This is a genomic window from Rhodospirillum rubrum ATCC 11170, from assembly GCF_000013085.1.
GTDB lineage: Bacteria > Pseudomonadota > Alphaproteobacteria > Rhodospirillales > Rhodospirillaceae > Rhodospirillum > Rhodospirillum rubrum.
On the sequence record NC_007643.1, the window covers coordinates 1,459,017 to 1,484,351 of the forward strand.

Below are 25,335 nucleotides of genomic sequence, written 5' to 3' on the forward strand. Positions count from 1 at the left end.
GCTCAGCTTCGATGGTAAGGGTGTCCACCCGAAATGCATTGGGCGCGGTAAAGCTGCTCGGCGATCAGCCCGCGCACCAGCATGTGCGGCCAGGTCATCACCCCCAGGGCCAGCTTGCGATCGGCCCGGGCCAGCAGGGCCTCGCCATGGCCGTCGGCGCCGCCGATGGCGAAAACCGCGGCCGGTCGGGCCTCCAGGCGGCGTTGGTCAAGCTCCCGGGCCAGACGCTCGCTGCCCCAGGCCTCGCCATGTTCGTCCAGCGCCACCACAAAGGCGCCGGGGGGAAGCTGGGCCAGCAGCAGCTCGGCTTCGCGGGCCTTGCGTTCGGCGACGGGCAGCGGGCGGCGTTCCTCAACCTCGATCACCGCCAGACCGCCCTTGAGCCGGCCGACATAATGGTCGAAGAGGGCCCGTTCGGGCCCTCCACGCCAGCGGCCGACGGCCGCCACGAGCAGTTTCATGGCCGCGCCACCACCAGGGCGGCGACGGCGGTGGCGGGGCTCACCCGTTGATCTGCCGGAGCGCCCATTCCGCTCTCGCGCCCTCCGGTCCGCTGTCTTGGACATCGGCGGGCTCGGCATCGGTCTGCGCGAGCGCGCCAAAGGACGCGGGGGCTGGGGCGCCCCACATCTTTTCCAGGTTATAGAAAGCGCGGACCTCGGGCCGGAAGAGATGGACGACGACATCGCCGGCGTCAAGCAGCACCCAGTCGCAGGCGCCCAGGCCTTCGACTTTGACCCGCAGGCCAACGGCGCGCAAGCGCTCGGTCAGTCGCTCGGCCAGGGCCGCCACATGGCGGGCCGATCGCCCGCTAGCGACGACCATGCAATCGGCGAAGCTGGATTTCCCAGCAAGGTCGATGACGACGATCTCCTCGGCTTTGTCTTCATCCAAGGCGGTTTCAACGATTTCGGCCAATTTGGCCGGGTCGAGCGGCGTTAGCAGGGGACTAGAGATTGCCCTCTCCATCGGTTGGGACGGGGCCGGAAACGGTCCATCCTCGGGCGCGGATTGCGGTGGCCGAGGCGGCATGTTTCCGAATGGGTAGGAACACCCAGGCTGGCGGTGCCCGGTCCGCCAGCACGCCGGCGATTCGCGCCGGATGCCTGAAGCGGGCAAGGCGACGTGCCGCCAATCCCGCCAGGGCTTCTTTAGAATACGGTGCCCGATCGAGAATCGCAATGGGCGTCGTGGCCGCCAAGTGGCGCCAGCGGTGCCAACTGGGCAATTGGGCCAGATTATCGGCTCCCATCAGCCAGACGAAGCGGGCGCGCGGGAAGCGGCGATGGAGGATATCAAGGGTGTCGGCCGTCCGCGTCGTGCCAAAGGCGGTTTCCAGGGCGAGCGGCAGGATATGGCGTTCGCGGGCGCAAACGGCGCGGGCCGAGGCCAGTCGCGCCGCCAAGGGCGCCACTCCCCGCGCGGCCTTCAAGGGGTTCTGGGGCGTGACCAGCCACCACACGGCGTCCAGGCGCAAACGGGCCAGGGCCTGTTTGCTGATATGCAGATGGCCCTGGTGGGCGGGGTTGAATGATCCGCCAAGCAGGCCGATGCGCGAGCGTCGGCCATCGCCCCAGGGCGAGGGGGCCTGGGCCTTGCCCAGGGCGGGTTCCCCGCGGCGCGCCGTCACGACCTGACCTTCATGGGGCGACCGTCATGGTCTGGTTTGGCCGGTGCCGCGAACCTTGTATTTGAAGATGGTCAGTTGCTCGACGCCGACCGGTCCCCGGGCATGCAGGCGGCCGGTGCTGATGCCGATCTCGGCCCCCATGCCGAATTCGCCACCATCGGCGAATTGGGTCGAGGCGTTGTGCATGACGATGGCGCTGTCGACCTCGGTCAGGAAGCGCTCGGCGGCGGCGGCGTCCTCGGTCAGGATGCAATCGGTGTGATCGCTGGAATGGGCGGCGATATGGGCCAGGGCCTCGTCGAGATCGGCCACGACGCGGATCGAGACGATGGCGTCCAGGTATTCGGTGTCCCAGTCCTCGGCGGTGGCCGGACCGACCCGCTCGGAGAAGGCGCGGGTCTCCTCGTCGCCGCGCAGGGCGCAGCCGGCCTTGGCCAGGGCGTCGAGCAGCGGCGGCAGGATCGTGGCGGCGATCGCCCGGTCGACCAGGATGGTTTCGGTCGAGCCGCAGACCCCGGTGCGCCGCATCTTGGCGTTCACCGTGACACTCAAGGCCTTTTGCGGATCGGCCTTGGCATGGATATAGGTGTGGCAGAGGCCTTCGAGGTGCTTGAACAGCGGCACCTTGCTTTCGGCGCTCACCCGTTCGATCAGTGATTTTCCGCCGCGCGGCACGATGACATCGATGAAATCGGTCATGGTCAGCAGCATGCCGACGGCGGCGCGGTCGGGGGTGGGAACGCTTTGGATGGCGTCCTCGGGCAGGCCGGCCGCCCGCAGTCCGGCGGCCAGACAGCGGTGGATGGCGCGCGAGGAATTGAAGCTTTCCGAGCCGCCGCGCAGGATCGCCGCGTTGCCGGCCTTCAAGCACAGCGCCCCGGCATCGGCGGTGACATTGGGCCGGCTCTCATAGATAACGCCGATCACCCCGATCGGCACCCTGACGCGCTCGATGCGCAGGCCATTGGGCCGCTGCCATCCGGCCAGTACCGTGCCGACGGGATCGGGCAGGGCGGCGATGTCTTCCAGGCCCTTGGCCATCGCCTCGATCCGCGCCGGAGTCAGTTCCAGGCGGTCGAGCAGGGCGTCGGTCAGGCCCTTGGCCCGGCCGGCGCTCATGTCCTTGGCGTTTTCCAAGGCGATGGCCCCGGCCTCGGCGCGCAGGGCCGCCGCGCCGGCCAGCAGGGCGGCGTTGCGGGCGGCGGCGGGCGCCAGGGCCAGGATGCGGCCGGCGGCGCGGGCCCGGCGGCCGATGTCGATCATCAGCCCCGGAATATCATCGGTGGTCAGGCGTGCGGCGTCGTTCACGATCGGTGTCCTTCCCCGTCCTCGTCGCGGTGCCGGAAGCGGCTGTCGAGCACCAGATCATCGCGGTGGATCAGTTCCTCGCGCCCACGGTATCCCAGCAGCGCCTCGATGTCGCCGCTGCGATGGCCGACGAGCAAACGCGCCTCGTCGGAGGGATAGGCGATCAGCCCCTTGGCCAGCGGGCTGCCGTCGAGCCCGACCACCCGCACGGCGGCGCCGCGCTGGAAATCGCCCTCGACCGTGCGCACGCCCGGCGGCAACAGGCTGCTGCCCGCCGCCAGCGCCCGGGCGGCGCCGTCATCGACCCACAGGGTCCCCTCGGCCTTCAGCGCCCCGGAAATCCATGCCTTGCGCGCCGTGCGCGGCTCTTCGGCCGGCAGGAACCAGGTCTGGCGGCCGCCCTGGCGCAGCAGGCGCAAGGCGTGGTCGTCCTTGCCCGGGGCGATCGCCATGGCGCAGCCGGCATCCATGCAGATGCGCGCGGCCAGAAGCTTGGTGACCATGCCGCCGGTGCCATGCGGGGTCAGCGCCGCCCCGGCCATGGCGGCGATCTCCGGGGTCAGGGCGGTGACGGTGGGGATGAAGCGGGCCTCGGGATCGCGGTGGGGATCGGCGGTATAAAGGCCATCGATATCCGAAAGCAGGATCAACGCGTCGGCGCAGGCCATCTGGGCGACGCGGGCGGCCAGCCGGTCGTTGTCGCCAAAGCGGATTTCCTGGGTGGTGACGGTGTCGTTTTCGTTGATGACCGGGATGACGCCTAGCCGGAGCAGGGTTTCCAGGCAGTTGCGGGCGTTGAGATAACGCCGGCGGTTCTCGGAGTCATCAAGGGTCAGCAGCAATTGGGCGACGTTGATGGCGTGATCGGCCATCACCGTGCGATAGGCATGGGCCAGTTCGATCTGGCCGGCGGCGGCGGCGGCCTGCTTTTCATCAAGCCGCATGCGGCCCGGTTCCAGATGCAGCGAGCGCCGGCCGACGGCGATCGCCCCCGAGGAGACGATCAGCACCTCGCGCCCTTCGGCGCGCAGCTGGGCGATGTCTTCGGCCAGGGCCTTGAGCCAGCCGGTGCGCACCAGCCCGCTGCCCTGATCGACGAGAAGGGCCGAGCCGATCTTGATCACCAGCCGCCGGGCGTTGCCGAGAATGGCCTCGGCATCGACGGCGGCGGTTGCGTTCAGCGTGTCCACTGTCCCTTGTCTCCGCTCTCGTCCCCATCGTCGTCGTCATCGTCATCGAAGGGTGCGTCTTCCCAATCGACGACCGCGCTGGGGCGGTTATAGCCGTGGTCGATGCCGGTGACATCGCGCATCGCCTCGTCGGAGGCGTCGCCCTCGGCCTCGCCGCGCGCATGGCGCAGCGCCCGGGCCTCGTCGACATGGGTCGCCATCACGCGCAGCACATCGGCCAGTCCCTTGCCCGAAATCGCCGAGAAGGCCATCACCGGGGCGCCGCAGGCCTCGGAGAGTTCGGCGATCTTGGCGGCGATGTCCTCGGGCGGCAAGGCGTCGATCTTCGACAGGCCGACGATCTCGGACTTCTCGTCCAGCCCCTGGCCATGCCCCTTCAGTTCGGCGCGCACGGTGCGCCACGCCCCGGCCACGTCATCCTGGGTGGCGTCGATCATATGGAGCAGCACGGCGCAGCGCTCGACATGGCCCAGAAAGCGGGTGCCGAGACCGGCGCCTTCATGGGCGCCTTCGATCAGCCCGGGAATATCGGCGATGATGAACTCGCGGGCGTCCTGGTGGACGACGCCAAGATTGGGGTGCAGCGTGGTGAAGGGGTAATCGGCGATCTTGGGCCGGGCGCGGGTGACGGCGGCCAGCAGGGTCGATTTGCCGGCGTTGGGCAAGCCGATCAACCCGGCGTCGGCGATCAGCTTCAGGCGCAGCCACACCCAGATCTCCTGGCCCGGCCAGCCGGGATCGGCGCGGCGCGGCGCCTGATTGGTCGAGCTTTTGTAATGGGCGTTGCCAAAGCCGCCGTCACCGCCCTTGGCCAGACGCACCCGCTGACCCGGGCGCGACAGATCGGCGATCAGCGTCTTGCGGTCGTCTTCGAAGATCTGGGTGCCGACGGGGACCTTGATGATCGTGGCCTCGCCCGACTTGCCGGTGCGGTTGTCGCCCGAGCCGTCGCGACCGCGCGCCGCCTTGAAATGCTGCTGATAGCGAAAATCGATCAGGGTGTTGAGATTGGGCACGGCTTCGACGATCACGTCGGCGCCCCGTCCGCCATGGCCGCCATCGGGCCCGCCGAACTCGATGTTCTTTTCCCGACGGAAGGCGACGCAGCCGTTCCCGCCATCACCGCTTTTGACGAAGATCTTGGCTTGGTCGAGGAACTTCATGGCAGCCGCCCGGTCTTGGGAAAAGGAAGAAAGAGAGTATAGCGCAGGCGCCCGTAAATCCGATCACGGGGAGCCGGGACAGCAAAAAGGGGGAATGGACCCCATTCCCCCTTTCGCCGAATACCAGGACCCGAGCGCCATCGGCACGCGGGACCGTCCTTGCCGCCGCATCCCCGGGGGAGGCGACCGTCAGGCCGGTGTTACGCTTCCGCGACCACCGAAACGAACATCCGACCGCGGAAGCCCTTGTGGAACTTCACATTGCCCGGAGTGGTGGCGAAAATGGTGTGGTCCTTGCCCAGACCGACATTGGCACCCGGATGGTACTTGGTGCCGCGCTGGCGCAGGATGATGTTGCCGGATACGACGATTTCGCCGCCGAACTTCTTGACGCCCAGGCGACGGCCTTCGGAGTCGCGTCCGTTGCGGGAACTGCCGCCGGCCTTTTTATGAGCCATGGGAAAGTCTCCTTACGTATCTATCGAGGGGATCGCTCTGGCGCCGATGGCGTATCAGACGCCGGCGAAGCCGGTGATGCGAACCCGAGTGAGGAACTGGCGGTGGCCGTTCTTGCGCCGGTAGTTCTGACGGCGATGCTTCTTGAAGATGATAACCTTCTCGCCGCGGAACTGGGACAGAACTTCGCCGGTGACCTTGGCGCCCGCGATGGTCGGAAGACCGACGGTGTCGCCGAGAGCGAGCACGGAGTCAAACTCCACGGTCGCGCCCTCGTCGGCCTCGAGCTTCTCGATGTCGATGACGTCGTTCTCGGCGACCTTGTATTGCTTGCCGCCCGTCTTGATGACCGCGAACATGACGTGTGCCCTTCGGATAATAAGATGTACGGCGGATCCCGGGGACCCGCTGCGGAAGCGGCACTATACTGATGCGCAAGACGGAGTCAACGCCGATGTGCTGGCGGAGGGCGATGCGACAGGGCCGAAGGGCCTAAGTGGGGCAAGGCGGTGGGTAAGAAAAGAGGAAACGTGGAAAATGACCCTGAAATTCGCATAAATCCCCATTGCAAAGCTCGTTTTCTTGGATTAGGTTGCCGGCCTTCCCGAGACGGGGTTCGCCCTGTCTTCGACCGACCCCTGCGGAGGGGTGCCAGAGTGGTCGATCGGGGCGGTCTCGAAAACCGTTGTTCCTTCGCGGGAACCGTGGGTTCGAATCCCACCCCCTCCGCCAATTCAAAAAAGCCAAGTCCCGGAAGGGGCTTGGCTTTTTTGCTGTCGAGTCGGAGCTGTCGCCTTCGGAAAAGGGCTATCGGCCGAGGGGCGCCGCCCGGTCGCTCCCTCGGCCGCCCCGTCCGGCCACGGCGCCGCCTTTAGGGGCGCTTGCGGCCGGTGATCATCGCCCGGATCAAATTCTCATGATGGCCGCGGCTGGAGAGAACCACGCCGGTGAGATGAAGGGCGATGAGGACGAGCATGGCATTGGCGAAAAACTCGTGGACTTCCTTGGCAGCACTTTTTTTGCGGTGTTCGCCGCCCCTCCTGGCGTCGCCGTCGTCATCGGCGCGGGCGGGGGCGATGATCGATACTCCGGCGGTGGCCGGGGCGCTGACGCTGTAGAAAGGCGCCAGCGGTCCCTGGTGCTTTTGCTCGGCCAGGGTCGCCATGCCGCTGAGGGTGGTCGCGGCTAGGCCAAGAAGCAAAGCCACGGCCATGGCGCCGCCAGCCGGGTTATGGCCGATGAAACGCTTGCCCGTGCCCGATGGCACACTGCGCAAATAGGCGATCACCTCGGCCGGGCGTTTGACGAAATCGCTGAAGCGGGCATGGGGCGAACCGATAAAGCCCCAGATCACCCGCAGGCTGACGATCAGGGCGATGGCATAGCCGGCGACGGTATGAAGGGTCAGCGCGTCGTCTTCGCTCAGGTAGGCGATGGCGAAGGCGATGACGACGCTCCAGTGGGCAAGGCGGACCAACAGATCCCAAACGGCGATTTCATTGGGCGCCGCCGGTTCGGCAAGGGGGGTGGGGATAGTCATGGGCTAGGATCTCCCGCGTGCTCGAACGCTTGCCCGTCAATGGGCTTGTCCGAACGGACGGCCGACCCGCCCGCGCCGGTTGATCGCGCTTCATCCGGTGCGCCTACCATGACCGACCGCCGATGAACCCGGCATGAATGCGCTGTTCACGCCGGGTTCATTGACCGGGGCGATCCGCGCGAGGTCCTTTTCGTCGGAGCCTCGCCCGTGTCACCCGGAACGGGGGCCTTGCGCCGGGTCCCCCGGAACGGGGGCCTTACGTCGGGGGAGTCCGGGCCTGCGGTCCGCCGATCCTTGGGCCGATCAGGCGGCTTTGCCCTTGGTGTTGATGCCAAGCAGGCTATAGGCCGGGCACCAGCCGACCAACCCGCCCAGAACCGGCACGATGCCGATCCAGCCCCAGACACCGATGGTGCCGGTCAGGGTGGCCGCGATCAGGGCGGCGCCGAAAGCGATGCGAAGGATGCGGTCGATGGTGCCGACATTGCTGGTCATGATGGGATATCTCCTAAGGGGGCGGGGATCGCCAGACCGATAGGACCATGACCAGACAAGGGGCTCAGTGACCTTGTCACACACCCTCGGCCAAGTGGCGCAAAGCCTGTGGATCGCGCGGAGCGATTATGCCGCGCCCCAGGTCGACCCAGCCGCGGCGCTCGAAATCCTTCAACTGGCGGCTGATGACCTCCCGCGCCGTTCCCAATTCCACCGCGAGGTCTTGATGGGTGATGGCGATCGGCTGATCGCCGCGGGCGGCCAGCCAGCCGGCCAGCCGAACATCGATACGGCCAAAGGCCACCTCTTCGATCAACAGCAGCAGATCCGACAGCCGGCTGGCATAGGCCGCAAAGACGAAATCGCGAAAGGCTTCCGAAGCGGCCAGCAAGCGGCGGAAAGTTGGCGCCGGTAGGGCGATCATCTCGACATCGGTTTCGGCGACGCCCTCGGCGTCGTAATCGCGGGCGGCGATCAGGCAGTTGGTGGTTAGAACACAGCTCTGCCCGCCTTCAACCCGATAGAGCACGATTTCCCGCCCGCCCGGCGAGGTGCGATGGACGCGGATCGCCCCGCTAACCACCAGCACATAGCTTTCGCAGCGCGCGCCGGTGCGAAACAAGATGGTGCCGGCCGGAACCTGAACGCTCCGCGCCGCCCCCGCGAAAACCCGCGCGGATTCGGCGTCGAGCTCGGCAAGGCCCGGAAGGCGGAAGGCGGGCGTCATGGCGGCCTCGTGATCAAGACGGAAGGGGGCGTTCGCCCATCATGCCCCTCCGAGGAACAAGCGCAAGCCATTGGCTGTGTCCGCCTCGCATCGGTCTTTGCGCGATTGCCCGAGCGCCGGGGATCTGCTTTCCATCCTTTCTCACTCTCTATAGCTGTGTAAAAGCCGGGAGCTACCTTCCAAACCCCTCAAATGCGTAGTCATTCAAAAACTGCCGTCGCCACAGGAAGGCGCGGTCGATCTTGCTAAGGTCCGCTTCATCGCAAATACCGTCCCAGGCCGCGCCGATAGCGTCGATCTGCGCATGGATAAGGGCACGGGCCTCTACGTCGTTCAGCAGAAAGGCTGAGGCCGCGAGCCGGCAGGTTTCCAGACGGCTGCGGCGATCCTCCTGTCCGATCAGCATGGCTTGATTGGCTTCCCGTCCTGTTCGTTGCTGGGGGCAGAGGTCATAGGCGGGCGTCAGTGCCAGGGATTCGCCATTCCAAAAGGCGGCATGGTTGCGGGCGTGATCATCCGTATTGCCCGAAAGCACGTTGAAAACCATCCGCCCGTAAAGCTCGCGCAAGCTGTCCCTTGGCTCGGTGAAGCGGGCGCGAATGATGTCGGTAAGATCGTGATAGCTCGCATACCGCGCCTGCATTTCAGAAAGGCCCAAAAGGGTCAGTGCCGAGACCATGGCGCGCCGCGTCCATCCCGCGCCAGTTCGCTCGCGGTCGAAGCGTTTGACCAGCAAAACGTCCTTGCCATTGGCCTTGACCAGCCGGACTGCCGCGACAGTGAGGCCGGCGGCCTCTTTCGCCAGCCGCATCGCCACATACTCGGCCTTGACGATAGCGTAGGTATCGTTGGTCGCTGAGAATTTGGCGATGAACTTCTCTTGGCCATCCTCGATCAAGGCCTTCGGACGCGCTCCGCCGATTGAACTGCCATGAAACAACGCCTTGTCCAGGGCCGGAGGAATGGGCTCTCCCCGGTCAACGCGCTCGGCCGCTTCAAGTAATTCCTCCAGCGTCGCATTCTCGGCCTCCCGCGGCCGATAGCGGTCCGGTGATGTCTGGAAGTCCAGCGCGCCGATGCGGTCCGAGCCCGAATGGAGCAAATAAGTCAGTTCGTCGAACTCGACGGCGTGGGCGCCCACGCCCTTCAGACCCATTAGCCGGTTGATAATCACCCGCCGCCCCCAGGCGTCAGGGGCGGCGTCGCGCAAGGCTCCCGCCATGTCGAGAGGCGCTTGCGGCAGCAGGGCGCCGCGGACCAGGGGCAATTCCGGCAGATAAATCGGACGGGCGTCGCCGCGTTCCAAATAAGAACGACCATAGTTGAAGACGTGCATGTCGCCGTCACGGACAAGCCGACCGGCGACAACCGGTTCGTGATGTCCTGGTAACCAGAGCCAAACATAGGCTTCCCGTGGGGCCGCTTCCCCATCGAAACCGCCGGCTTGCCGTTCAGAAGTCATCCTTCACCTCTGTTCGGGGGCGGCGGATCGAGTGAGGCAACAGCGCGAGTTGGTCCTCGATTCGGGCAATCTGTGCGGCGAGTGTGGAGGGCTCGGCTACGAACAGCGGAATACCAACGAGATGGGCAGCCTCAAAGACGAGACCAATTTCCGCTTTCGGGCTTCCTTTTTCGATAAGCTGCAAGGTGCTGCGGGCGATACCGATGCGCGCGGCGAGATCGGCTTCGGACATTTTGCGCTGTTTGCGGGCAAGGCGGATCTTCCCGCCCATGAGAACGAGCGCTTCCCGCGTCGCGCGGGAATAGGTTCGAGGATGGGCCGCCATGGGAAAATGCCTCTTATACCGGTCTCAGATGCGCTCTACGCCTGATATAAAAGTCATATAGCACAAGCGGGGCGAACATTCACCAAATCGCCGGCACCAGCCCGTCTTGTCTCGCGTCCTTCCAATAGGCTTTGCCATCCTCGCCGAAGAAAGCCGCTTTCCCGGGTTTTCGCAAAGACCTTGAAAGCCGACAGGCCCGGACGCTGGGTGGCGATCCGGGCCTGTCGGAGATCAAGTCTTTTGACGGCGGTTCAGGCGCGTGGGGTGGCGGTCACCTTGATGGTGGGGGCGGTGATCGTCCAGCGGGCGTCGCAGGCGGAATTGGAACAGGCGCCGGACATGGCCAGGAAATTATAGGTGGCATTGCGCGGAACCGCATGGGCGGTGCCGCAGGCGGGACAGAGGAAGCTTTGGGTGAACACGGTTTTGCCCGGCGCCAAGACCGAGGGCTTGCGCTCCATCAGATCGGCCAGCAGGAACTCTTCGGTGATCTGTTCGGCGACGGGGCGGGCGGACGGAACGCGACGGGCGGGGACGGACATGACGGGATCTCCCAGGAAAGGAACGCGGCTTTGATATGATCAATCTGGGCACAGGAAGATCGAAGTTCACTCGGAAAAAACCGATCGTAATCATCGAAATTTTGCGGCGAGACTCGCCTGATACGGGTGGGCTATCGTCCGGCACTGTCCTCAGCGCTATCCCCGGAAATGCCCCCGGCCATGCCAAGGGCGCGCAGGATTTCCGTGGTGCCGGCGGCGATGCCCAGGGTGGCGGTATCGAGAACCAGCGGCTGGCTATCCCAGGGTTCATAGGTCCGCTCGATGACCTGTCGCCAGGAGGGCAGGATATGGCCGGGGATATCGCCGGAGCGGGTTTCAACGCGGCGGCGGTGTTCTTCGGCGTCGGAACACACGACCTCGACCTCGAGATAATCAACCCCGGCCTCGGCCGCCACCGCCCGATAGGCTTGACGGGTGATCGCCAGCGGATTGACCGAATCGATGATGACCCTTTGCCCCAGCCGCAGATTATCAGCCGCCAGCCGGCAGGCCAGCCGATAGCCGGCCGGGCCGATATCGGTGCCGGGCGCCAGCAGACCCGAGGAGAGGATCTCTTGCTCGAGGGTGTCGATGCGCAGGTAGACCGCGCCCAGGCGCTCGGCCAAAGCCCGGGCGATCGTTGTCTTGCCAACGCCGGGCAGCCCGGCGAAGAGGATCAGGCGCGCCGAGGAGGGGAGGGCGGATTGTTGGGCGGTCATGGGATAAGGATCTCCGGCATCGGCAAAGGGGCGTGGCGGTGGCGGTCCGACTTTCGCGCCCAGATCACACCCCAGTCACCGAATTTTTTTGCACAAAAATTCTTATCTCGATTCAAAGCCTTGGAGCGGCGATGGCGCGGAAGGGCGGTGCTTGGCGTTCCGCTTACGGCTCTGTCCTCTTAAATCGGGGGAATGACCCGATCCCTGATCCTTCTCTGCGCGGTTTTTTGGCTGATCGCCGCGCCGGCCGACGCCCGGACCATGCCCGAGCTGGAGCGGATTCTTGACCGCGCGGCACAATTCGGCGCGCTTGAAACCGTGATCATCGCCCAGGGCGGTCATACTCTGGCCGAGCGCGGGTATCATGGTCATTCCCCGGGGGCGCCGACCAATATCAAATCGGCCTCGAAATCGGTGATGTCGGCTTTGGTCGGCATCGCCATCGACAAGGGCGTGCTAAGCGGCACCGATCAGAAAATCGCCCCGCTGCTCGCCGGCGATCTGCCCGCCGATCCCGACCCGCGACTGGCCGAGATCACCATTGGCAATCTTTTATCGATGCAGGCTGGTCTGGGCCGCACCTCCGGTCCCTTTTACGGGCGCTGGGTCGCCAGCGCCAATTGGGTGCGCGCCGCCCTGGCCCGGCCCTTCGCCGATGATCCGGGGGGGCGGATGCTTTATTCCACCGGATCGAGCCACCTGCTTTCGGCCATCCTGACGCGGACCACCGGGCGTTCGACCCTGGCCCTGGCCCGGGATTGGCTAGGCGCCCAGCCGGGCTTTGCCGTATCCGGCTGGGATCGCGACCCCCAGGGGATCTATTTCGGCGGCAATCAGATGGCGATGAGCCCGCGCGCCCTGCTGGCCTTTGGCGAGCTTTACCGGACGCGGGGCAAAACCGCCGAGGGCCGTCACGTGATCCCGGCCGCTTGGATCGACCAGTCGTGGACTTGGCGGACGCGATCGGAATTCACCGGCGATGGCTATGGTTATGGTTGGTTCCTGCGGCCGATCTCCGGCGAGGAGGTGCGCTATGCCTGGGGCTACGGCGGGCAGATGCTTTACCTCGTGCCGTCGCTGGACCTCACCGTCGTCATGACTTCGGATGAGACCAGCCCGTCGGCGCGGAGCGGTCATCGCGACACTCTTCACGGCCTGCTGGCCGAGATCATCGGGGCGCTGCGGGCCGAGGATCCCCTCGCACGGTAAATCAGGCCTTTTGGCCAGGACGCCAAAGGCGTATACCCGCCGCCCGCCGTTTGGCGGGGCGGACCAGTGGACGATAAGAAGGGACGAATCGTGCGTCGCAGAAGTGTGCTGTGGGTCGCGGCCCCGGTGGTTTGCGCGGGGATCGGGCTTTTGGCCGGTCAGGATCGGGCCGCCCGCCCCCAGGGCGGCGGGCTCTTCCCGGTGCCGGGGCTTCATCAGGCCGATGTGGGCAAGGTCCTGGGGGGCGACCAGCCGCCTTTCGGTTCGGCCGATGCTCTGCGCACCATCGCCGCCGTCGGCTATGGCCTGTGCGAGGACCGCGCCCGGATGATCGAACCGGCGCTGCGCCGCTTTGGCATCACGCCGCGCACCCTGGCCCTGCAGGCAAGCTTGCGCCCCGGATCGGCCCTGCACGGGCTGGCGACCACCCCAGCCTCTCCCGCCGCGGCGGTTCCCGGCGGGAGCGAAGAGTTGGAAAAATGCCGGGATGGCGATCACTACAAACATCCCCCCGGCCGCCCCGACCGTCGCCGCCGGGTGGCGCGCCAGGAAGAGTATCCGGTTTAACGCCGCTTACCTTACACCTTGAGCAGCAGGTGATTGCGCTCCCACGAACTGATGACGTCTTGGAAGGCGTCGAGTTCGACGCGCTTGATCATGGTGAAGGCTTCGAAGAAGTGCTCGCCCAGCACGTTCTTGATGACCGTGCATTTCTCCAAGCGGTCAAGGGCTTCATCAAGGGTGCGCGGCAGGGTGCGCGAGCGGCGATAGGCATTGCCGCCTTCGACCATGATCGAGGGCTCGATCCGCTCCATGATGCCGATATAGCCGCAGGCCAGCGAGGCGGCCATCGCCAGATAGGGATTGGCGTCGGCGCCGGGCAGGCGGTTTTCCAGGCGGCGGTTGGCCGGATCGGACAAGGGCACCCGCAGCCCGCAAGAGCGGTTGTCATAGCCGCATTCCAGATTGATCGGCGCGCTGTGATGGGGGCGCATGCGGCGGAAGGAATTGATGTTGGGGGCGAACAGCGGCGTCACCTGGGCGAGCAGGGCCTGCAGGCCGCCGATATAATGGCGAAACATCGGGCTGTCGCTGCCATCGTCGCGCACGAACAGGTTCTTGCCGGTGCCGATTTCCACCAGGGACTGGTGAATATGCATGGCGCTGCCCGGCTGATCGGCCATCGGCTTGGCCATGAAGGTGGCATAGACCCCGTGCTTGAGCGCCACCTGACGCACCAGACGCTTGAACACCACCACCTGATCCGAGAGCGTGATCGGGTCGCCGTGAAGGAAATTGATCTCCAACTGGGCGGCGCCGGCCTCATGGATCAGGGTATCGATCTGCAGGCCGGCGATTTCGGCGTGTTCGTAGATATTCTCGATCAGGTCTTCGAATTCGGTAATCGCTTCCAGACCATAGGGCTGGGGCGAGGTTTCGGGCCGTCCCGAACGGCCGGCGGGCGGCGATAGCGGCAGATCGGGATCGGCGTTGACCTGGGTCAGATAAAACTCGATCTCGGGGGCGACGACCGGCTTCCAGCCCTGTTCAGAATAGAGCGCCAAAACCCGCTTCAGCACCTGTCTGGGCGAGAGATCAAGCGGGATGCCGTTGCTTTTATAGGCGTCGACAACGACGAAGGCGGTGGGCGTGCGGTAGCCCGGCGCGACGCATAACGTGCGGAAATCGGGCCTGAGGTCGGCGTCGGGGTCGATGACGACGGTGTTGTTGTCATCGGCGAAGGGGTATTCGCCCGTCACTGTCACCAGAAACACGCTGCTTGGAATGCGCAGCGAGTTGTCTTCCAGCGAGCGCAGGAATTTTCGGGCGGGCAGCACCTTTCCGCGGACGATGCCATTCATGTCCGAGAGCAGGCATTCGACTTCCGCGATGCCATGCTCGTTGATCCAGGCTTCGAACTCGTTGATCAAAGTGCACCTATCGTCTTATGGTTGCCGCCGGGGACCGGAAGGACGCCGACGCCGGGCAGGACGGTTGGAGCCGTCAAAAAAGAAGGGGCCCTACAATGGGCCCCTTGATGTCACAAATACCAGTCGTATTCCCGAGGACTGATCATCCCCAGGAAAGCCAGATGATCCTGGCGCTTCATGGTGGTGTAGACGGTGACGAACTCATCGCCCAGGCGGGCGCGGAGTTCGGCGCTGGCGTCCATCGTGCGCAGGGCCTCGAGCATATCGCCGGGCAGGGCGACGCTGGCGCTTGGGGCCTCCTCGCGGGTGGGGCGGGGATCAAGGGCGCACTCAAGGCCGTAGTCCATCCCGGCAAGGATGGCGGCCAGCGCCAGATAGGGATTGGCGTCGGCCCCGGCCACCCGGTGTTCCAGGCGCAAAGCCGCCGGACCCGAGGGCGGGATGCGGATGCCCGCCGAGCGATCGTCCCAGCCCCAGCAGCCACCGGCCGCCGTATTGACCGCGCCGCTGGCCGAGCGGCGGAAGGCGTTGTGATTGGCCGAGAACAGGGCGACGCTGGCCGGCATCAGGGCCAGACAGCCGGCGACGGCGCGCTTCAGGCCGAGCGCGTTCTCCGGGGCGAGCAGATTGGCGCCGCGCTCGTCGCACAGGCTGACATGCAGATGCATGCCGCTGCCCGCGCTCTGCAGATAGGGCTTGGACAGGAAGGTCGCCTGATAGCCATGGCGCATCGCCACGCCGCGCGTTGCTCGGCAAAACAGCGCCGACCAGTCGGCGGCGCGCAGCGGATCGGCGCAATGGGCGAAATTGATCTCGTATTGCCCCAGGCCGACTTCCGCGCTCATCGCCGTCGTCTCGATGCCCTGGGCCTGGGCGGCGTCGATGATGGCGTGCAGCACGTCCGAAAAGCGGCTTAGCCGCTCGATATGCATGGCCGGATGCAGATCGGCCCGGCCCGACAGCGGGTCGCGCGGCGGGGCGATCAGGCCGTCGGGGCGGTCTTGGGACAGCAGATAGAATTCCAGCTCGAAGGCGACGGTGGGGAACAGACCCTTGGCGCGCAGCCGTTCGACGACGCCGTTCAGAACCTCGCGCGGCTCGAAGCACACCGGGTGATCGGTGCCGCTGGAGGTCACCAGCATCTGGGCGGTCGGCCGGCTTTCCCAGGGCACGGGGGCCAGGGTGCCGGCGACCAGACGGCGCGGCGCATCGGGATCGCCGTCTTCCAAGGCATAGCGGCCGATCGGATAGACGCCGCCGGTGGCACCGAGGATAATGGCGTTTTGCGGCAGCTTGAGCGGCGCGCCGGCGGCGATATCGTCGAGCATGGCGATCGGCAGGCGCTTGCCATAGAAATGCCCGGGCAGATCCAGCGACAGCAGATCGACATAGGCGATATCGGGATGGGCCTCGCGGAAACGCCGCACCTCTTCGCGCAACAAGGCGCCGCCATCGGCGGGGGGAAGAACCGTCATTTGGCCGTCTCGATCAGGGGGCCGACATCGCGCAGGGTCAGATCGAAGCAGCGGCGGGCCAGACGAACCAGCTCATCGACCTCGTCACGGCTGATGATCAGCGGCGGGGCGCAGACCATGCGCGATCCCACCGCCCGCATCACCAACCCCTCGGCGAAGCAATGGTCGCGGCAGATCAGGCCGACCTCGTCGCCCTTTTCGAAAAAGCGTTTGGGCGATTTCGAGGCGACCAGGGCTATGCCGGCGATCAAGCCGACGCCATCGACCTTGCCGACCAGCGGGTGATCCTCCAGCGTGCGCAAGCGCTCTTGGAAATAGGGGCCGATATCGTCGTGAACGCGCTCGATGATCTTTTCATCGCGCAGAATTTCGATTGTGCGTTTGGCCACGGCGGCCGAGACCGGATGGCCCGAATAGGTGAAGCCGTGGGTGAATTCGCCCCCGCCATTGATCAACTCGTCGGCCACCCGGTTGCCCACGGCCACCGCCGAAATCGGCAGATAGCCCGACGACAGCCCCTTGGCCATGGTCATGATATCGGGCGTGATGCCAAAGGTTTGCGAGCCGAACCAGGAGCCGGTGCGACCAAAGCCGCAGATGACCTCGTCGGCGATCAGCAGCACATCGTATTTGCGGCAGATGCGCTCGATCTCGGGCCAATAGCTGGCCGGCGGCACGATGACGCCGCCCGCGCCCTGGATCGGCTCGCCGATGAAGGCGGCGACGTTTTCGGCGCCCAGTTCCAGGATCTTGGCTTCAAGCAGGCGGGCGCGGGCCAGCCCGAAGGCCTCGGGGTCGGTCTCGGCCGCGTCGGCCTCGCCATACCAATAGGGCTGGGCGATATGGGCGATATCGGGCACCAAAGGCGCGCCATACTTCCACATGCCGCTCATGCCGCTGAGCGAGGCGCCGGCCAGGGTCGAGCCGTGATAGGCGTTCTTGCGGCCGATGACCCAGGTCTTGCTGGGCTTGCCGGCCACCACCCAATAGGCCCGGGCCATGCGCAGCGCCGTATCGACGGCTTCCGAACCGGAACTGGCGAAGAACACATGGTTGAGATCGCCCGGGGTGACCGAGGCGATCAGATGGGCCAGTTCGACGGCGGGGGTGTGGGTGGTCTGGAAGAAGGTGTTGTAAAAGGGCAAAGTGGCGAATTGCGCCGCCGCCGCCTCGGCCAGTTCGGTGCGGCCATAGCCCAGATTGACGCACCACAGCCCGGCCATGCCGTCGAGAATGCGGTTGCCCTCGGAATCCCACAGATAAACGCCCTCGCCGCGCACGATGACCCGCGCGCCCTTCTGGTTGAGCGCTTTGGTGTTGGTGAAGGGATGCCAATGGTGATCGGCATCGAGCTTCTGCCAGTGGGCGGTTCCGCGGTCGACGACGGTCATGGGCCAACTCCGCAAAAAGAAAGGACGGGACAGGCAGGTCAGGGTTTAGGCAAGGATCTGGCATGCCTCAATTGTGATCACAAAAATATGATCACATTTTTGGTCTGTCAACGGCCAAACGCCGTCTCCGTCCCCAGGGTGGCGCCGGCGGCGATATAGGCGTTGAGCAATTCGGTGGTTCCGACTTGCAAGATGCCGTCGCGGATATCGGCCTCGATGGCGACGCGCAGGGCCAAGGGGTTGCCCGAGCGCAGGGCGGCCAGGGCCTCGGAATGGCGGTCGACATGATAGAACTCGTCCAGGCGCGCGAGGGCGAGCCGGGTGAAGGGCCCCAGCTGCAGCCACACGCTTTCGATCAAGGGCAGCACCACCTGATGGGGGTTGGTCTCGTAAAGCGCCCGGTGGAAGGCCTGATTGTGCAAGGTGAGCGCATCGCGATCGCCCGCGGCCTGGGCGGCGTCGATCTGCGCGTCAAGGCCGGCGAGCAAGGCTAGGCGATCGGCGGTGATGAAGGGCAGGGCGCGCTCGGCGGCGTGGCATTCCAGGGCGATGCGCGCCTCGCAGAGCTCGCGGAATTTCAGGGCGGTCATCACCGGCACCTCGATCCGCCGGTTGTCGCGAACCTCGAGCGCCCGTTCCGAGGCCAGCCGGCGCAGGGCCTCGCGCACCGGCATGGTGCTGACCTCAAGGGCGAGGGCGAGGTCGCGGATGGTCAAGGGCCGCCCCGGCGGAATTCGCCCGATCATCACCGCCAGCCGCAGCCGACGATAAACCCATTGATTGACGGTCTCGCGCGGCTGGCGGTCGATCTGCGGCAGGTCGAGCGGCGGGGGAGGTTTCATGGGGACGGCTGTCTCTCCAGCGGACGGGGGAAAAGATGATCACATTTACGAACACATCTAATCCATCCGCCGCCCATGGTCCAGAGACGCCCGGTGGCGCGGGGCGGAGGGGGCGTTTATAAAAGGGACCGGCCCAGCGCCGTTTTTTCAGGAGGGGGAGGGAATGACGACCGAGGTGTTTTTCCAACGCTGTCCGCGGGTTTTGTGGCAGGGCGACGCCCTGGCCCCCCCCTTGGCCCGTCTTCCCCTGCGGGCGGGCTACATCGTGTTTGGCGATCTGCGGGCCTGCCTGGATTTGGGGCCGGAGTTCTTCAAGGCCGCCCATGACCGTCTGGCCCAGGCGCTGGCCGTCCCGGGATTGTCGAAAGGCAAGACCCACGAGGCGCGCTGCCGGGATTTCCTGGGCGAGCCCTATGACAGCTGGAACGTCGCCCACGGCACCGTCGATCGTTTCCTCAAGGCCCGCTTCAGCCTGATCGAGGTGATGGTCGCCCTGGTCGAGGATCAGGTGGCGACGGCCCGCCGCGCCGCCGAGGAGGCCAGTTTGCTATCCAAGCTGCTGCGCGCCCCCGACGGCGCCCTGGAAGAGGCCGTCCGCGCCCTGCCTTTGGCCATTGACGAACTCAACGCCCGTTTTGAAGACGCCAAGGCCGGGCTGATCTATCGCGACGGCGCCCTGCACGCGTAGGGCAACAAATCCGAGTTACTGTGGATTTAATTCGATGATTGAGGCGAGATAGTCGAGGTTCTATCCGGCGACTTTTCGTCTTCGTTTGATGCTCTTTTGTCGGCGATGTTCACTCTCCGCACCCCCTATAATCTCATTCTACTTCCCATAATTTTAGCCGATACGGCGCTCATCAAACCCATGACCACAGCGGAAGAATCCACTATATTTTACGTAAGTTTCCGAAATCTGCTAAATGCTGTGGCAAAATGCTCACACTTCATTGTGCCTTTTAGTCTGTTTTATGCAAATTTTTCACGCATAAAGCTTGAGGAGAAGAACAGTGAGTAAGCGGATTGGCCAAGTTGGCTTAAACCCCGAACAGATTAAGTCTCTCACCGAGTTTGCCAACGGTCTCGTCTGGAAGAGTCCGGACCTTGAGATACTGAAGCCTAATGCCGGCATCGAATATAACGAGCTGGTGAAAATCATGCAGGACATGATTCAGAAGTCGCACCGTCGGGGAAGTTTGATTCTTCCCAACCTAACGGCCCATGGCAATGAGACAGTGGCAGTATTCTCCGACTATGCAGGCGAATCCTCGGGAGACTATCACACCTACTCTTTCCTCACATGTGGCTGGAATACTTGTGGAGCCTTCCTAAGTAAGGTGAGGGATATTCGGGAACAATCGCGACTTGGCGACAAGGAGATTGCGTTCAAAGATTTCCGCATGGGCCAGATGCAGCGGGCTTTGCCCGACTATCTCAAAGCTGCGGATATGCTACTGCATGGATTTTTGCTGACGATCGTCGTCGACAAGAAGCTGCTGACCCTCTTCGGTCCGAACGAGAAGAAGACGCAGACCAGCTTATCCAAAACCCTCCACCAAGCCGGCCTGGGTACCTGGAAGCCTGATAGCGCCGAAAAGCTACTCCGGGTGGTTCACAGTGTGGCATTTCTTGTGGCACTGCTTGCCCGATCAGGCCAGAAGGTATTTTGGATGTCCGACAACGACACGGTCTGCGCCAACGAGGGCCTCCACCGGCAAGCCCTGGACCTTTTCGCGCGAGCCGTCGGAATCTACGCAAAAGACAGACGTTTTTCTGTTTTCGGTGGCGCCGCCCCGTTTAAGGATCGTAGTTTCGGGCATCTTGACCTTCTCAGTCTTGCCGATATCACAGCCAGTTCGGTGGAGCACTATCTGACCCGGAAAAACGCGAATGAAGCGGCCGATTTCGGGGTAAAAGCCGGTTCTCATGTCGTGCTTCAATGGCTTGCGCATGACGGGTTATCCTTGTCGAAAATGACAATCATCGTGCGTCCAAGCGTCAACGGTGGGATCGAGACAGTCAATCTCAAATTCATGCTGGCCGAGAAGCCAGACAATGTTACAATTATTCCTATTTATATCTAGCCTGAAAAATTCATGAATGCTGGCAGATCTAGAACAAGCCGTTGAGCGGACATGGGGTTTCGGTATCGAAGCCTTATCCTGCCGTTTTCGGAGGTTGACCCCTTCATGGTTGAATGCGTCCTAAAGCTGCCCAGTCTGTCTCCCAATGGCGGCAAATCGATTGTCGCCCGGTTCGATGGGGGCTCATTATTGTCTGACGCGGTGTTCTGGTTTTGCGCGAAATTGAGTCCCGGTTGGGGGTGGCGGAGCGATTGGCGGAGTGTATCGTCGAACCTCTCACTTCAGCCTAGATAGTCCATTATACCTTATTTTGCGGCGCAAAAATCATAAATATACAATATGTGGAAGTTTGTGACTTAGTAAGATTAGGCGTCGTTGTCGCCGGGCAAGTGGGCGGTGTGGCCGGCGGTGCGGCCGGCGTCGAAGGCTTCGGGGCTGAGGCGTTTGCCCGAGGCGCCGCCCTGGCGGAAGGTCAGGCCGAGGCGGGCGAATTCGGACTCGACCACCGAGTGGCGGATCTCGACCAGGGCGCCGCCGCCGCCGGGCAGATGGGCGCCATTGCGGGCGTGTTTCAAGGCGTCGAGCCGGTCGGCCAGCGAGACGGCGACGCCGATCAGGAACGAGCCCTTTTCGTCGACGGCATGGCGGATGAAGGATCGGCCCTGGGAATGGTTGGCCCAGGCGGCGCGCAGCGCGGCGGCGATCGCGTCGTGGACGAAGCCGGCGGTTTCCAGGGCGCCGGGCAGGCCGAACAGAACGAACACCGACTGGCCCTTGGCGTCGCGCTCGCGCCACACCTTGCAGTCGCAATAGGCGGCGATCGCCGGAATGCACAGGCCCATGGCGACGCGCAGTTTGCGGTCGGTCTCGAGAACCAGCCTTTCGCAGCGGCTGCGTCGCAGTTCCAACTCGCCCAGCGACAGGTGATAGAGGTCGAGCAATTCGGCGACCTTTTCCGCCGCCGCCAGGGCCTCTTCCTCGGTGCAGCCATTGGCCACCGTCTTGGCCTGCAAGGCTTGAAGGCGGGCGCGGACCTTGTCGCGATCGGGGCCGCCCTGGGTCATGGCGATCCCTCGGGGGTGGCGCCGGGCAGCAGGGAGCGGGCGGTGGCGAGTCGCCCCGGCGGCACATCAAGGGCCAGGGCGATGCGCGTGACCGTGGCGTCGCTTTCCAAGATGAAATCCAGCACGGCGCCCAGGAAGGCCGGATCGGTGATGCGCCGGCGCAGGGCGTCGGGGCCGCAGCCGGTCTGCACCAGGAAGCGACCCAGCAGGTCGTCGTCACCGGCGATCTCGGTCAGGGCGCGCAAGGCCAGGGCTTGGGCGGCGTCGGGGGGAGTAAGCGAAGAGCGGGGGGCCATGATCGGGCACCGGGTGTGAGAGAGGGGGCAGGGCGCAGCCTGCCCCTCCCGCCCGGTCATCGTCAAGGATCTCGCCGATCCGATGTCTTTGGCGGAGTCAGAGCGCCGGGCGAGTCAGGCATAAGGTGGTGGTTGGGTCGAACAGGTGGATCTTTGTGGTGTCATAGGAAAGGTCCAGACGCGCGCCCGGACGGATGGCAAGGGCGCTTTCGGTGCGCACGGCGATGTCCTTGGCGCAGCCGTCGACCCGCGAGACCAGAATCTGCTCGGGCCCCAGGGCCTCGACGGTTTCGACGGTGAGGCTGAGGCCGGCGGCCAGCGGTCCGGCGCGGCGGGCATCGGGGTGGAAATCCTCGGGCCGCAGACCAAGCACGACCTCGCGTCCGCTCAAAGGAGCATAGGCGGGCCGATAGGCCGGCGGAATCGGCAGGCGCAGCGCCCCGGCGACGGCGACCAGATCCTCGCCCACCGCCTCCAGCCGGCCGGGCAGCAGGTTCATCGGTGGCGTCGCCAGGAAGTCGGCGACGAACAGATTGGCCGGATTGCGATAAACCTCGAGCGGGGCGCCGACCTGCATGATCTCGCCGTCGCGCATGATGCAGATGCGTTGACCCATGGTCATCGCCTCCACCTGATCATGGGTGACATGGATCATCGTCGTGCCCAGCCGGCGATGAAGCTTGATCAACTCGGTGCGCATGCTGGCGCGCAGCTTGGCGTCAAGATTGGACAGCGGTTCATCAAGCAGGAAGGCCTTGGGCTCGCGCACCAGGGCCCGCCCCAGGGCGACGCGCTGGCGCTGCCCCCCCGACAGATGGGCCGGCCGGCGATCGAGCAGCTGCGACAGCCCGAGGATCTCGCCGACATCCTGGATGCGCCGGGTGATCTCGGCCTCGGGGATATGGCGCAACCGCAGCCCGAAGGCGAGGTTTTTGCGCACCGACATATGGGGATAGAGCGCGTAGTTCTGAAAGACGATCGCCAGATCGCGCTTGGCCGGATCGAGATCGTTGACCACCGCCCCATCGATCCGCACCTCGCCCGAGGTGACGGTTTCCAGCCCGGCGATCATGCGCAGGGTTGTTGATTTGCCGCATCCCGAGGGGCCGAGGAAGATCATGAACTCGCCGTCGGCGATCTCGAGGTTGATGGCGCGGACCACCGGCGGCGTTGGACCGTAAGCTTTTGACAGGTTACGCAGGTCTATGGATGCCATGGTCCCTCCCAGGGCCCGGGCGCGACACGCAGGCGCCCGCGCCGGGCAAATGGTGCAAAGAATCGCCCGGCGAACACGGGACCCGTCAGGCCTTGCGCATCAGCCGGTAGAGATAGGCGGTGATCCCCAGAACCGGGATCAGCAGCAAGCCGGCCATTGCCGTCGCCTGACCAAGGTTGAGGCCGACGAAGGCGGTGCGGTAGATCGAATAGCTGACCAGATCGGTGGCCGTGCCCGGGCCGCCCCGGGTCATGATGTAGACGAGGTCATAGGTTTTGACGGCGAAGATCATGCGGATCAGCAAGGTGACCAGGATCACCCGGCGCATCAGCGGCAAGGTGATGTGCCAGAAGCGCTGGAAGACGCTGGCGCCATCGACGCGGGCCGCCTCATAGGGTTCGGCCGGCAGGGCCGAGAGGCCGGCGAGCAGCAGGACGATCATGAACGAGACCTGATGCCAGATATCGACGCCGACCAGGGTCCAGAAGGCGACGGTCACATCGCCCAGCCAATTGACCGGGGAAAGGCCGATCAGGCCGAGGGCGTAATTGGCCACCCCCAGCGTGGGGTGGAGAACCATGCGCCAGACCAGACCGACCACCACCGGATTGATCAGCAAGGGGCATAACAAGATGGCGTAATAGATCGGCTTGCCCCGCCGCACGCCGTTGAGCATCAGGGCGATGAGAAAGCCGATGGCGAATTCGATGAGAACGACGGCGACAACGAAGCCGACGGTCAGCCACGAGGCGTGGAGGAATTCCGTGTTGCCCAGGGCCAAGGCGTAATTATCAAGGCCGACGAAGGTGTCGTAGGTGGGGGCGATCAGCGTGAAATCAAACAGGCTGGTCGCCACCGCCCACAGCAGCGGAAAGGCGATGGTGGCCGCCAGCATAAGCACGCCGGGAAGGGTGAGGAACCAGCCGAAACGGCGGTCCGCCCGTTCGAGAGCCGTCATCGGACGATCCGCCGCCCCGCTCACTTTTGCTTCCCGTCCTTGAGGGCGAGGGCGTCGAATTCGCTGGCGACGGTCGCCAAGGCGGCTTCGGAGGTCTTTTCCTTGGCGACGGCCAGTGACAGTTCCCGGCCAAGGATCTCGACGAACTGCGGGGTATAGGTGAAGGTCGGGAAGTTGTGGCTGCGCTCAAGCAGGCGCTTCAGGTCGCGGTAATAGGGGTATTTCGCCAGAACCTCGGCATCGTCGAAAACGTCCGAGCGCGTCGGCGCCCCGCCTTGGAGGGCGCGGGCCTTGGCGATGGGGAAGGACTCGACCCACGACAGGAATTTCCAGGCGGCATCGGGATTGGGGCTGGATTTGGGAATACCCCAGCCCCAGGCGCCGTTCAGGCTGCCGCTTGTCTCGGGCGTGACTCCGGGAACGGGCAGGATCTCGGCCTTGCCGACCACCGAGGACTGGCTGGGATTATCGAGCGAGGTGCGGAAAAAGTTATAGGTGATGTAGCTGTAGGCCTTGCCCTGGGCCATGACGTTGAAGGCCTCGTCGAAGCTGAAGCTGGCCGAGCCCAGGGGGCCGTATTTGTCGATCGACTCGATGTACTGGTCGAGGGCGGCCTTGGCCTCGGGGCTGTTCAGGGTCGATTTCCAATTGGCGTCATGGAAGCTGCCGCCATTGGCGAACAGGTAGTTCGACCATTCCATGGCGATCGGATCGGGGCGCAAGCCCTGGTTGACCACGCCGTTGAAGCCGTCCTTGGTGAAGAAGGCCACCTGTTTGCGGTATTCGTCCCAGGTTTCGGGGGCGCGCAAGGGGGCGTTGTTGGCCGCCTCATAGGCCTTCTGATTGGCCGGATCGGTCAGCAGATCGGTGCGATAGGTCAAGCCCATGGCGTAATTATAGAAGGGCAGCATATAGGTCGTGCCGTCGACCTTGCCGACCAGATCCATCAGCGCCGGGATATAGGGCGCCGTATCGAAGTGATCGGCGCCGATGCGCTCGTCCAGCGGCTGAAGCCAGCCGGCCTTGATGAACTCGCCGACCCAATAAAAGTCGACGACGATCGCCGAATAGCCGCCTTTGCGCGAGACCAACTGGGGAACCAGCTTGGTGTGCATTTCGGCGTAATTCACCACCTCCAGATTGACGGTGATGCCGGTGGCTTTTTCGAAGTCCGGGACCAGCGTTTTGACGTACTGGGTGTCAGGGACGCTTTCCATGAGAATGGTGATGGTTTCTGCTCTCGCAGTAGTTGCAATCAAGGCGGACGCACAGAGGCCATAAACCAGGTATCGCATCTTCGCACTCCCCAATG

General features: G+C 64.6%; 28 protein-coding genes and 1 tRNA gene. 5 read left to right on the forward strand and 24 right to left on the reverse strand.

Annotation, left to right across the window (positions count from 1 at the left end):
* Positions 1-2: 2 nt before the first annotated feature.
* From rlmH to rplU, 8 genes are all read right to left on the reverse strand, one after another.
* Positions 3-461 carry a 23S rRNA (pseudouridine(1915)-N(3))-methyltransferase RlmH gene (rlmH, locus tag RRU_RS06455; RefSeq protein WP_011388990.1) on the reverse strand — a complete coding sequence of 153 codons (459 nt, stop codon included), beginning with the start codon at positions 459-461 and terminating at the stop codon, positions 3-5.
* A gap of 40 nt (positions 462-501) precedes the next feature.
* Positions 502-918 carry a ribosome silencing factor gene (gene rsfS, locus RRU_RS06460; protein ID WP_011388991.1) on the reverse strand — a complete coding sequence of 139 codons (417 nt, stop codon included), beginning with the start codon at positions 916-918 and terminating at the stop codon, positions 502-504.
* A gap of 31 nt (positions 919-949) precedes the next feature.
* Positions 950-1,630, reverse strand: a complete 681-nt coding sequence (locus RRU_RS06465; RefSeq protein WP_011388992.1) for a nicotinate-nucleotide adenylyltransferase — start codon at positions 1,628-1,630, stop codon at positions 950-952.
* A 24-nt stretch (positions 1,631-1,654) separates the two neighbouring features.
* Complete coding sequence (locus RRU_RS06470) at positions 1,655-2,938, reverse strand: glutamate-5-semialdehyde dehydrogenase (RefSeq protein ID WP_011388993.1); 1,284 nt, start codon at positions 2,936-2,938, stop codon at positions 1,655-1,657.
* Positions 2,935-4,119 carry a glutamate 5-kinase gene (proB, locus tag RRU_RS06475; RefSeq protein ID WP_042440370.1) on the reverse strand — a complete coding sequence of 395 codons (1,185 nt, stop codon included), beginning with the start codon at positions 4,117-4,119 and terminating at the stop codon, positions 2,935-2,937. Before proB ends, RRU_RS06470 begins: the two co-directional genes overlap by 4 nt.
* Positions 4,116-5,291, reverse strand: coding sequence for a GTPase ObgE (gene obgE, locus RRU_RS06480; protein ID WP_011388995.1), 1,176 nt, complete (start codon positions 5,289-5,291; stop codon positions 4,116-4,118). The genes proB and obgE overlap by 4 nt, the downstream gene beginning before the upstream one ends.
* A 200-nt stretch (positions 5,292-5,491) precedes the next feature.
* On the reverse strand, positions 5,492-5,749 hold the full coding sequence (gene rpmA, locus RRU_RS06485) for a 50S ribosomal protein L27 (protein ID WP_011388996.1): 258 nt from the start codon (positions 5,747-5,749) through the stop codon (positions 5,492-5,494).
* Between the two features lie 54 nt (positions 5,750-5,803).
* Complete coding sequence (rplU, locus tag RRU_RS06490; protein WP_011388997.1) at positions 5,804-6,106, reverse strand: 50S ribosomal protein L21; 303 nt, start codon at positions 6,104-6,106, stop codon at positions 5,804-5,806.
* Positions 6,107-6,389: 283 nt separating this feature from the next.
* Here rplU and RRU_RS06495 point away from each other — a divergent pair.
* Positions 6,390-6,479, forward strand: a tRNA-Ser gene (locus tag RRU_RS06495).
* A 139-nt stretch (positions 6,480-6,618) separates the two neighbouring features.
* Here RRU_RS06495 and RRU_RS06500 read toward each other — a convergent pair.
* The 7 genes from RRU_RS06500 to RRU_RS06530 all read right to left on the reverse strand — a co-directional run bounded on the left by RRU_RS06500 (position 6,619) and on the right by RRU_RS06530 (position 11,557).
* On the reverse strand, positions 6,619-7,287 hold the full coding sequence (locus RRU_RS06500; RefSeq protein ID WP_011388998.1) for a cytochrome b/b6 domain-containing protein: 669 nt from the start codon (positions 7,285-7,287) through the stop codon (positions 6,619-6,621).
* A gap of 303 nt (positions 7,288-7,590) precedes the next feature.
* Complete coding sequence (locus RRU_RS06505; protein ID WP_011388999.1) at positions 7,591-7,782, reverse strand: YgaP family membrane protein; 192 nt, start codon at positions 7,780-7,782, stop codon at positions 7,591-7,593.
* A 76-nt stretch (positions 7,783-7,858) separates the two neighbouring features.
* Positions 7,859-8,509, reverse strand: a complete 651-nt coding sequence (locus RRU_RS06510) for a Crp/Fnr family transcriptional regulator (protein ID WP_011389000.1) — start codon at positions 8,507-8,509, stop codon at positions 7,859-7,861.
* Positions 8,510-8,681: 172 nt separating this feature from the next.
* Positions 8,682-9,971: a type II toxin-antitoxin system HipA family toxin gene (locus RRU_RS06515; protein WP_081467692.1), complete on the reverse strand. Its 1,290-nt coding sequence runs from the start codon at positions 9,969-9,971 to the stop codon at positions 8,682-8,684.
* A complete protein-coding gene (locus tag RRU_RS06520) occupies positions 9,961-10,296 on the reverse strand; it encodes a helix-turn-helix transcriptional regulator (protein WP_011389002.1) in 336 nt (111 codons plus the stop codon). The genes RRU_RS06515 and RRU_RS06520 overlap by 11 nt, the downstream gene beginning before the upstream one ends.
* Before the next feature lie 251 nt (positions 10,297-10,547).
* Positions 10,548-10,838 (reverse strand): hypothetical protein, encoded by a 291-nt coding sequence (locus RRU_RS06525; RefSeq protein ID WP_011389003.1) that lies wholly within the window; start codon positions 10,836-10,838, stop codon positions 10,548-10,550.
* A 131-nt stretch (positions 10,839-10,969) separates the two neighbouring features.
* A complete protein-coding gene (locus RRU_RS06530) occupies positions 10,970-11,557 on the reverse strand; it encodes an AAA family ATPase (RefSeq protein ID WP_011389004.1) in 588 nt (195 codons plus the stop codon).
* Positions 11,558-11,749: 192 nt separating this feature from the next.
* Here RRU_RS06530 and RRU_RS06535 point away from each other — a divergent pair, with 192 nt between their 5' ends.
* Together RRU_RS06535 and RRU_RS06540 are read left to right on the forward strand one after the other, a co-directional pair.
* Complete coding sequence (locus RRU_RS06535; RefSeq protein ID WP_011389005.1) at positions 11,750-12,766, forward strand: serine hydrolase domain-containing protein; 1,017 nt, start codon at positions 11,750-11,752, stop codon at positions 12,764-12,766.
* A gap of 90 nt (positions 12,767-12,856) precedes the next feature.
* A complete protein-coding gene (locus RRU_RS06540; RefSeq protein WP_011389006.1) occupies positions 12,857-13,333 on the forward strand; it encodes a hypothetical protein in 477 nt (158 codons plus the stop codon).
* A gap of 11 nt (positions 13,334-13,344) precedes the next feature.
* Here the strand turns inward: RRU_RS06540 and RRU_RS06545 are convergent, their stop codons facing one another.
* From RRU_RS06545 to RRU_RS06560, 4 genes are all read right to left on the reverse strand, one after another.
* Positions 13,345-14,697 carry a glutamine synthetase family protein gene (locus RRU_RS06545; protein ID WP_011389007.1) on the reverse strand — a complete coding sequence of 451 codons (1,353 nt, stop codon included), beginning with the start codon at positions 14,695-14,697 and terminating at the stop codon, positions 13,345-13,347.
* Between the two features lie 110 nt (positions 14,698-14,807).
* Positions 14,808-16,172, reverse strand: coding sequence for a glutamine synthetase family protein (locus RRU_RS06550; RefSeq protein WP_011389008.1), 1,365 nt, complete (start codon positions 16,170-16,172; stop codon positions 14,808-14,810).
* Complete coding sequence (locus RRU_RS06555) at positions 16,169-17,563, reverse strand: aspartate aminotransferase family protein (RefSeq protein WP_011389009.1); 1,395 nt, start codon at positions 17,561-17,563, stop codon at positions 16,169-16,171. The genes RRU_RS06550 and RRU_RS06555 overlap by 4 nt, the downstream gene beginning before the upstream one ends.
* A 107-nt stretch (positions 17,564-17,670) precedes the next feature.
* Positions 17,671-18,405, reverse strand: coding sequence for a GntR family transcriptional regulator (locus RRU_RS06560; RefSeq protein WP_011389010.1), 735 nt, complete (start codon positions 18,403-18,405; stop codon positions 17,671-17,673).
* Between the two features lie 163 nt (positions 18,406-18,568).
* Here RRU_RS06560 and RRU_RS06565 point away from each other — a divergent pair, with 163 nt between their 5' ends.
* Together RRU_RS06565 and RRU_RS06570 are read left to right on the forward strand one after the other, a co-directional pair.
* Positions 18,569-19,093 (forward strand): hypothetical protein, encoded by a 525-nt coding sequence (locus RRU_RS06565; RefSeq protein ID WP_011389011.1) that lies wholly within the window; start codon positions 18,569-18,571, stop codon positions 19,091-19,093.
* Positions 19,094-19,415: 322 nt separating this feature from the next.
* Positions 19,416-20,489, forward strand: coding sequence for a hypothetical protein (locus RRU_RS06570; protein WP_014626133.1), 1,074 nt, complete (start codon positions 19,416-19,418; stop codon positions 20,487-20,489).
* Positions 20,490-20,854: 365 nt separating this feature from the next.
* Here RRU_RS06570 and RRU_RS06575 read toward each other — a convergent pair whose 3' ends face one another.
* From RRU_RS06575 to RRU_RS06595, 5 genes are all read right to left on the reverse strand, one after another.
* On the reverse strand, positions 20,855-21,553 hold the full coding sequence (locus tag RRU_RS06575; protein WP_011389013.1) for a DUF7168 domain-containing protein: 699 nt from the start codon (positions 21,551-21,553) through the stop codon (positions 20,855-20,857).
* Positions 21,550-21,849 (reverse strand): DUF3572 domain-containing protein, encoded by a 300-nt coding sequence (locus RRU_RS06580; protein WP_011389014.1) that lies wholly within the window; start codon positions 21,847-21,849, stop codon positions 21,550-21,552. Before RRU_RS06580 ends, RRU_RS06575 begins: the two co-directional genes overlap by 4 nt.
* A gap of 97 nt (positions 21,850-21,946) precedes the next feature.
* The gene (locus RRU_RS06585) at positions 21,947-23,065 is read right to left on the reverse strand and encodes an ABC transporter ATP-binding protein (protein ID WP_011389015.1); all 1,119 of its coding nucleotides are present in this window, start codon (positions 23,063-23,065) and stop codon (positions 21,947-21,949) included.
* 85 nt (positions 23,066-23,150) lie between these two features.
* A complete protein-coding gene (locus tag RRU_RS06590) occupies positions 23,151-24,023 on the reverse strand; it encodes a carbohydrate ABC transporter permease (protein WP_207187421.1) in 873 nt (290 codons plus the stop codon).
* A 20-nt stretch (positions 24,024-24,043) separates the two neighbouring features.
* A complete protein-coding gene (locus RRU_RS06595) occupies positions 24,044-25,240 on the reverse strand; it encodes an extracellular solute-binding protein (RefSeq protein ID WP_014626135.1) in 1,197 nt (398 codons plus the stop codon).
* Between the last annotated feature and the right edge of the window lie 95 nt (positions 25,241-25,335).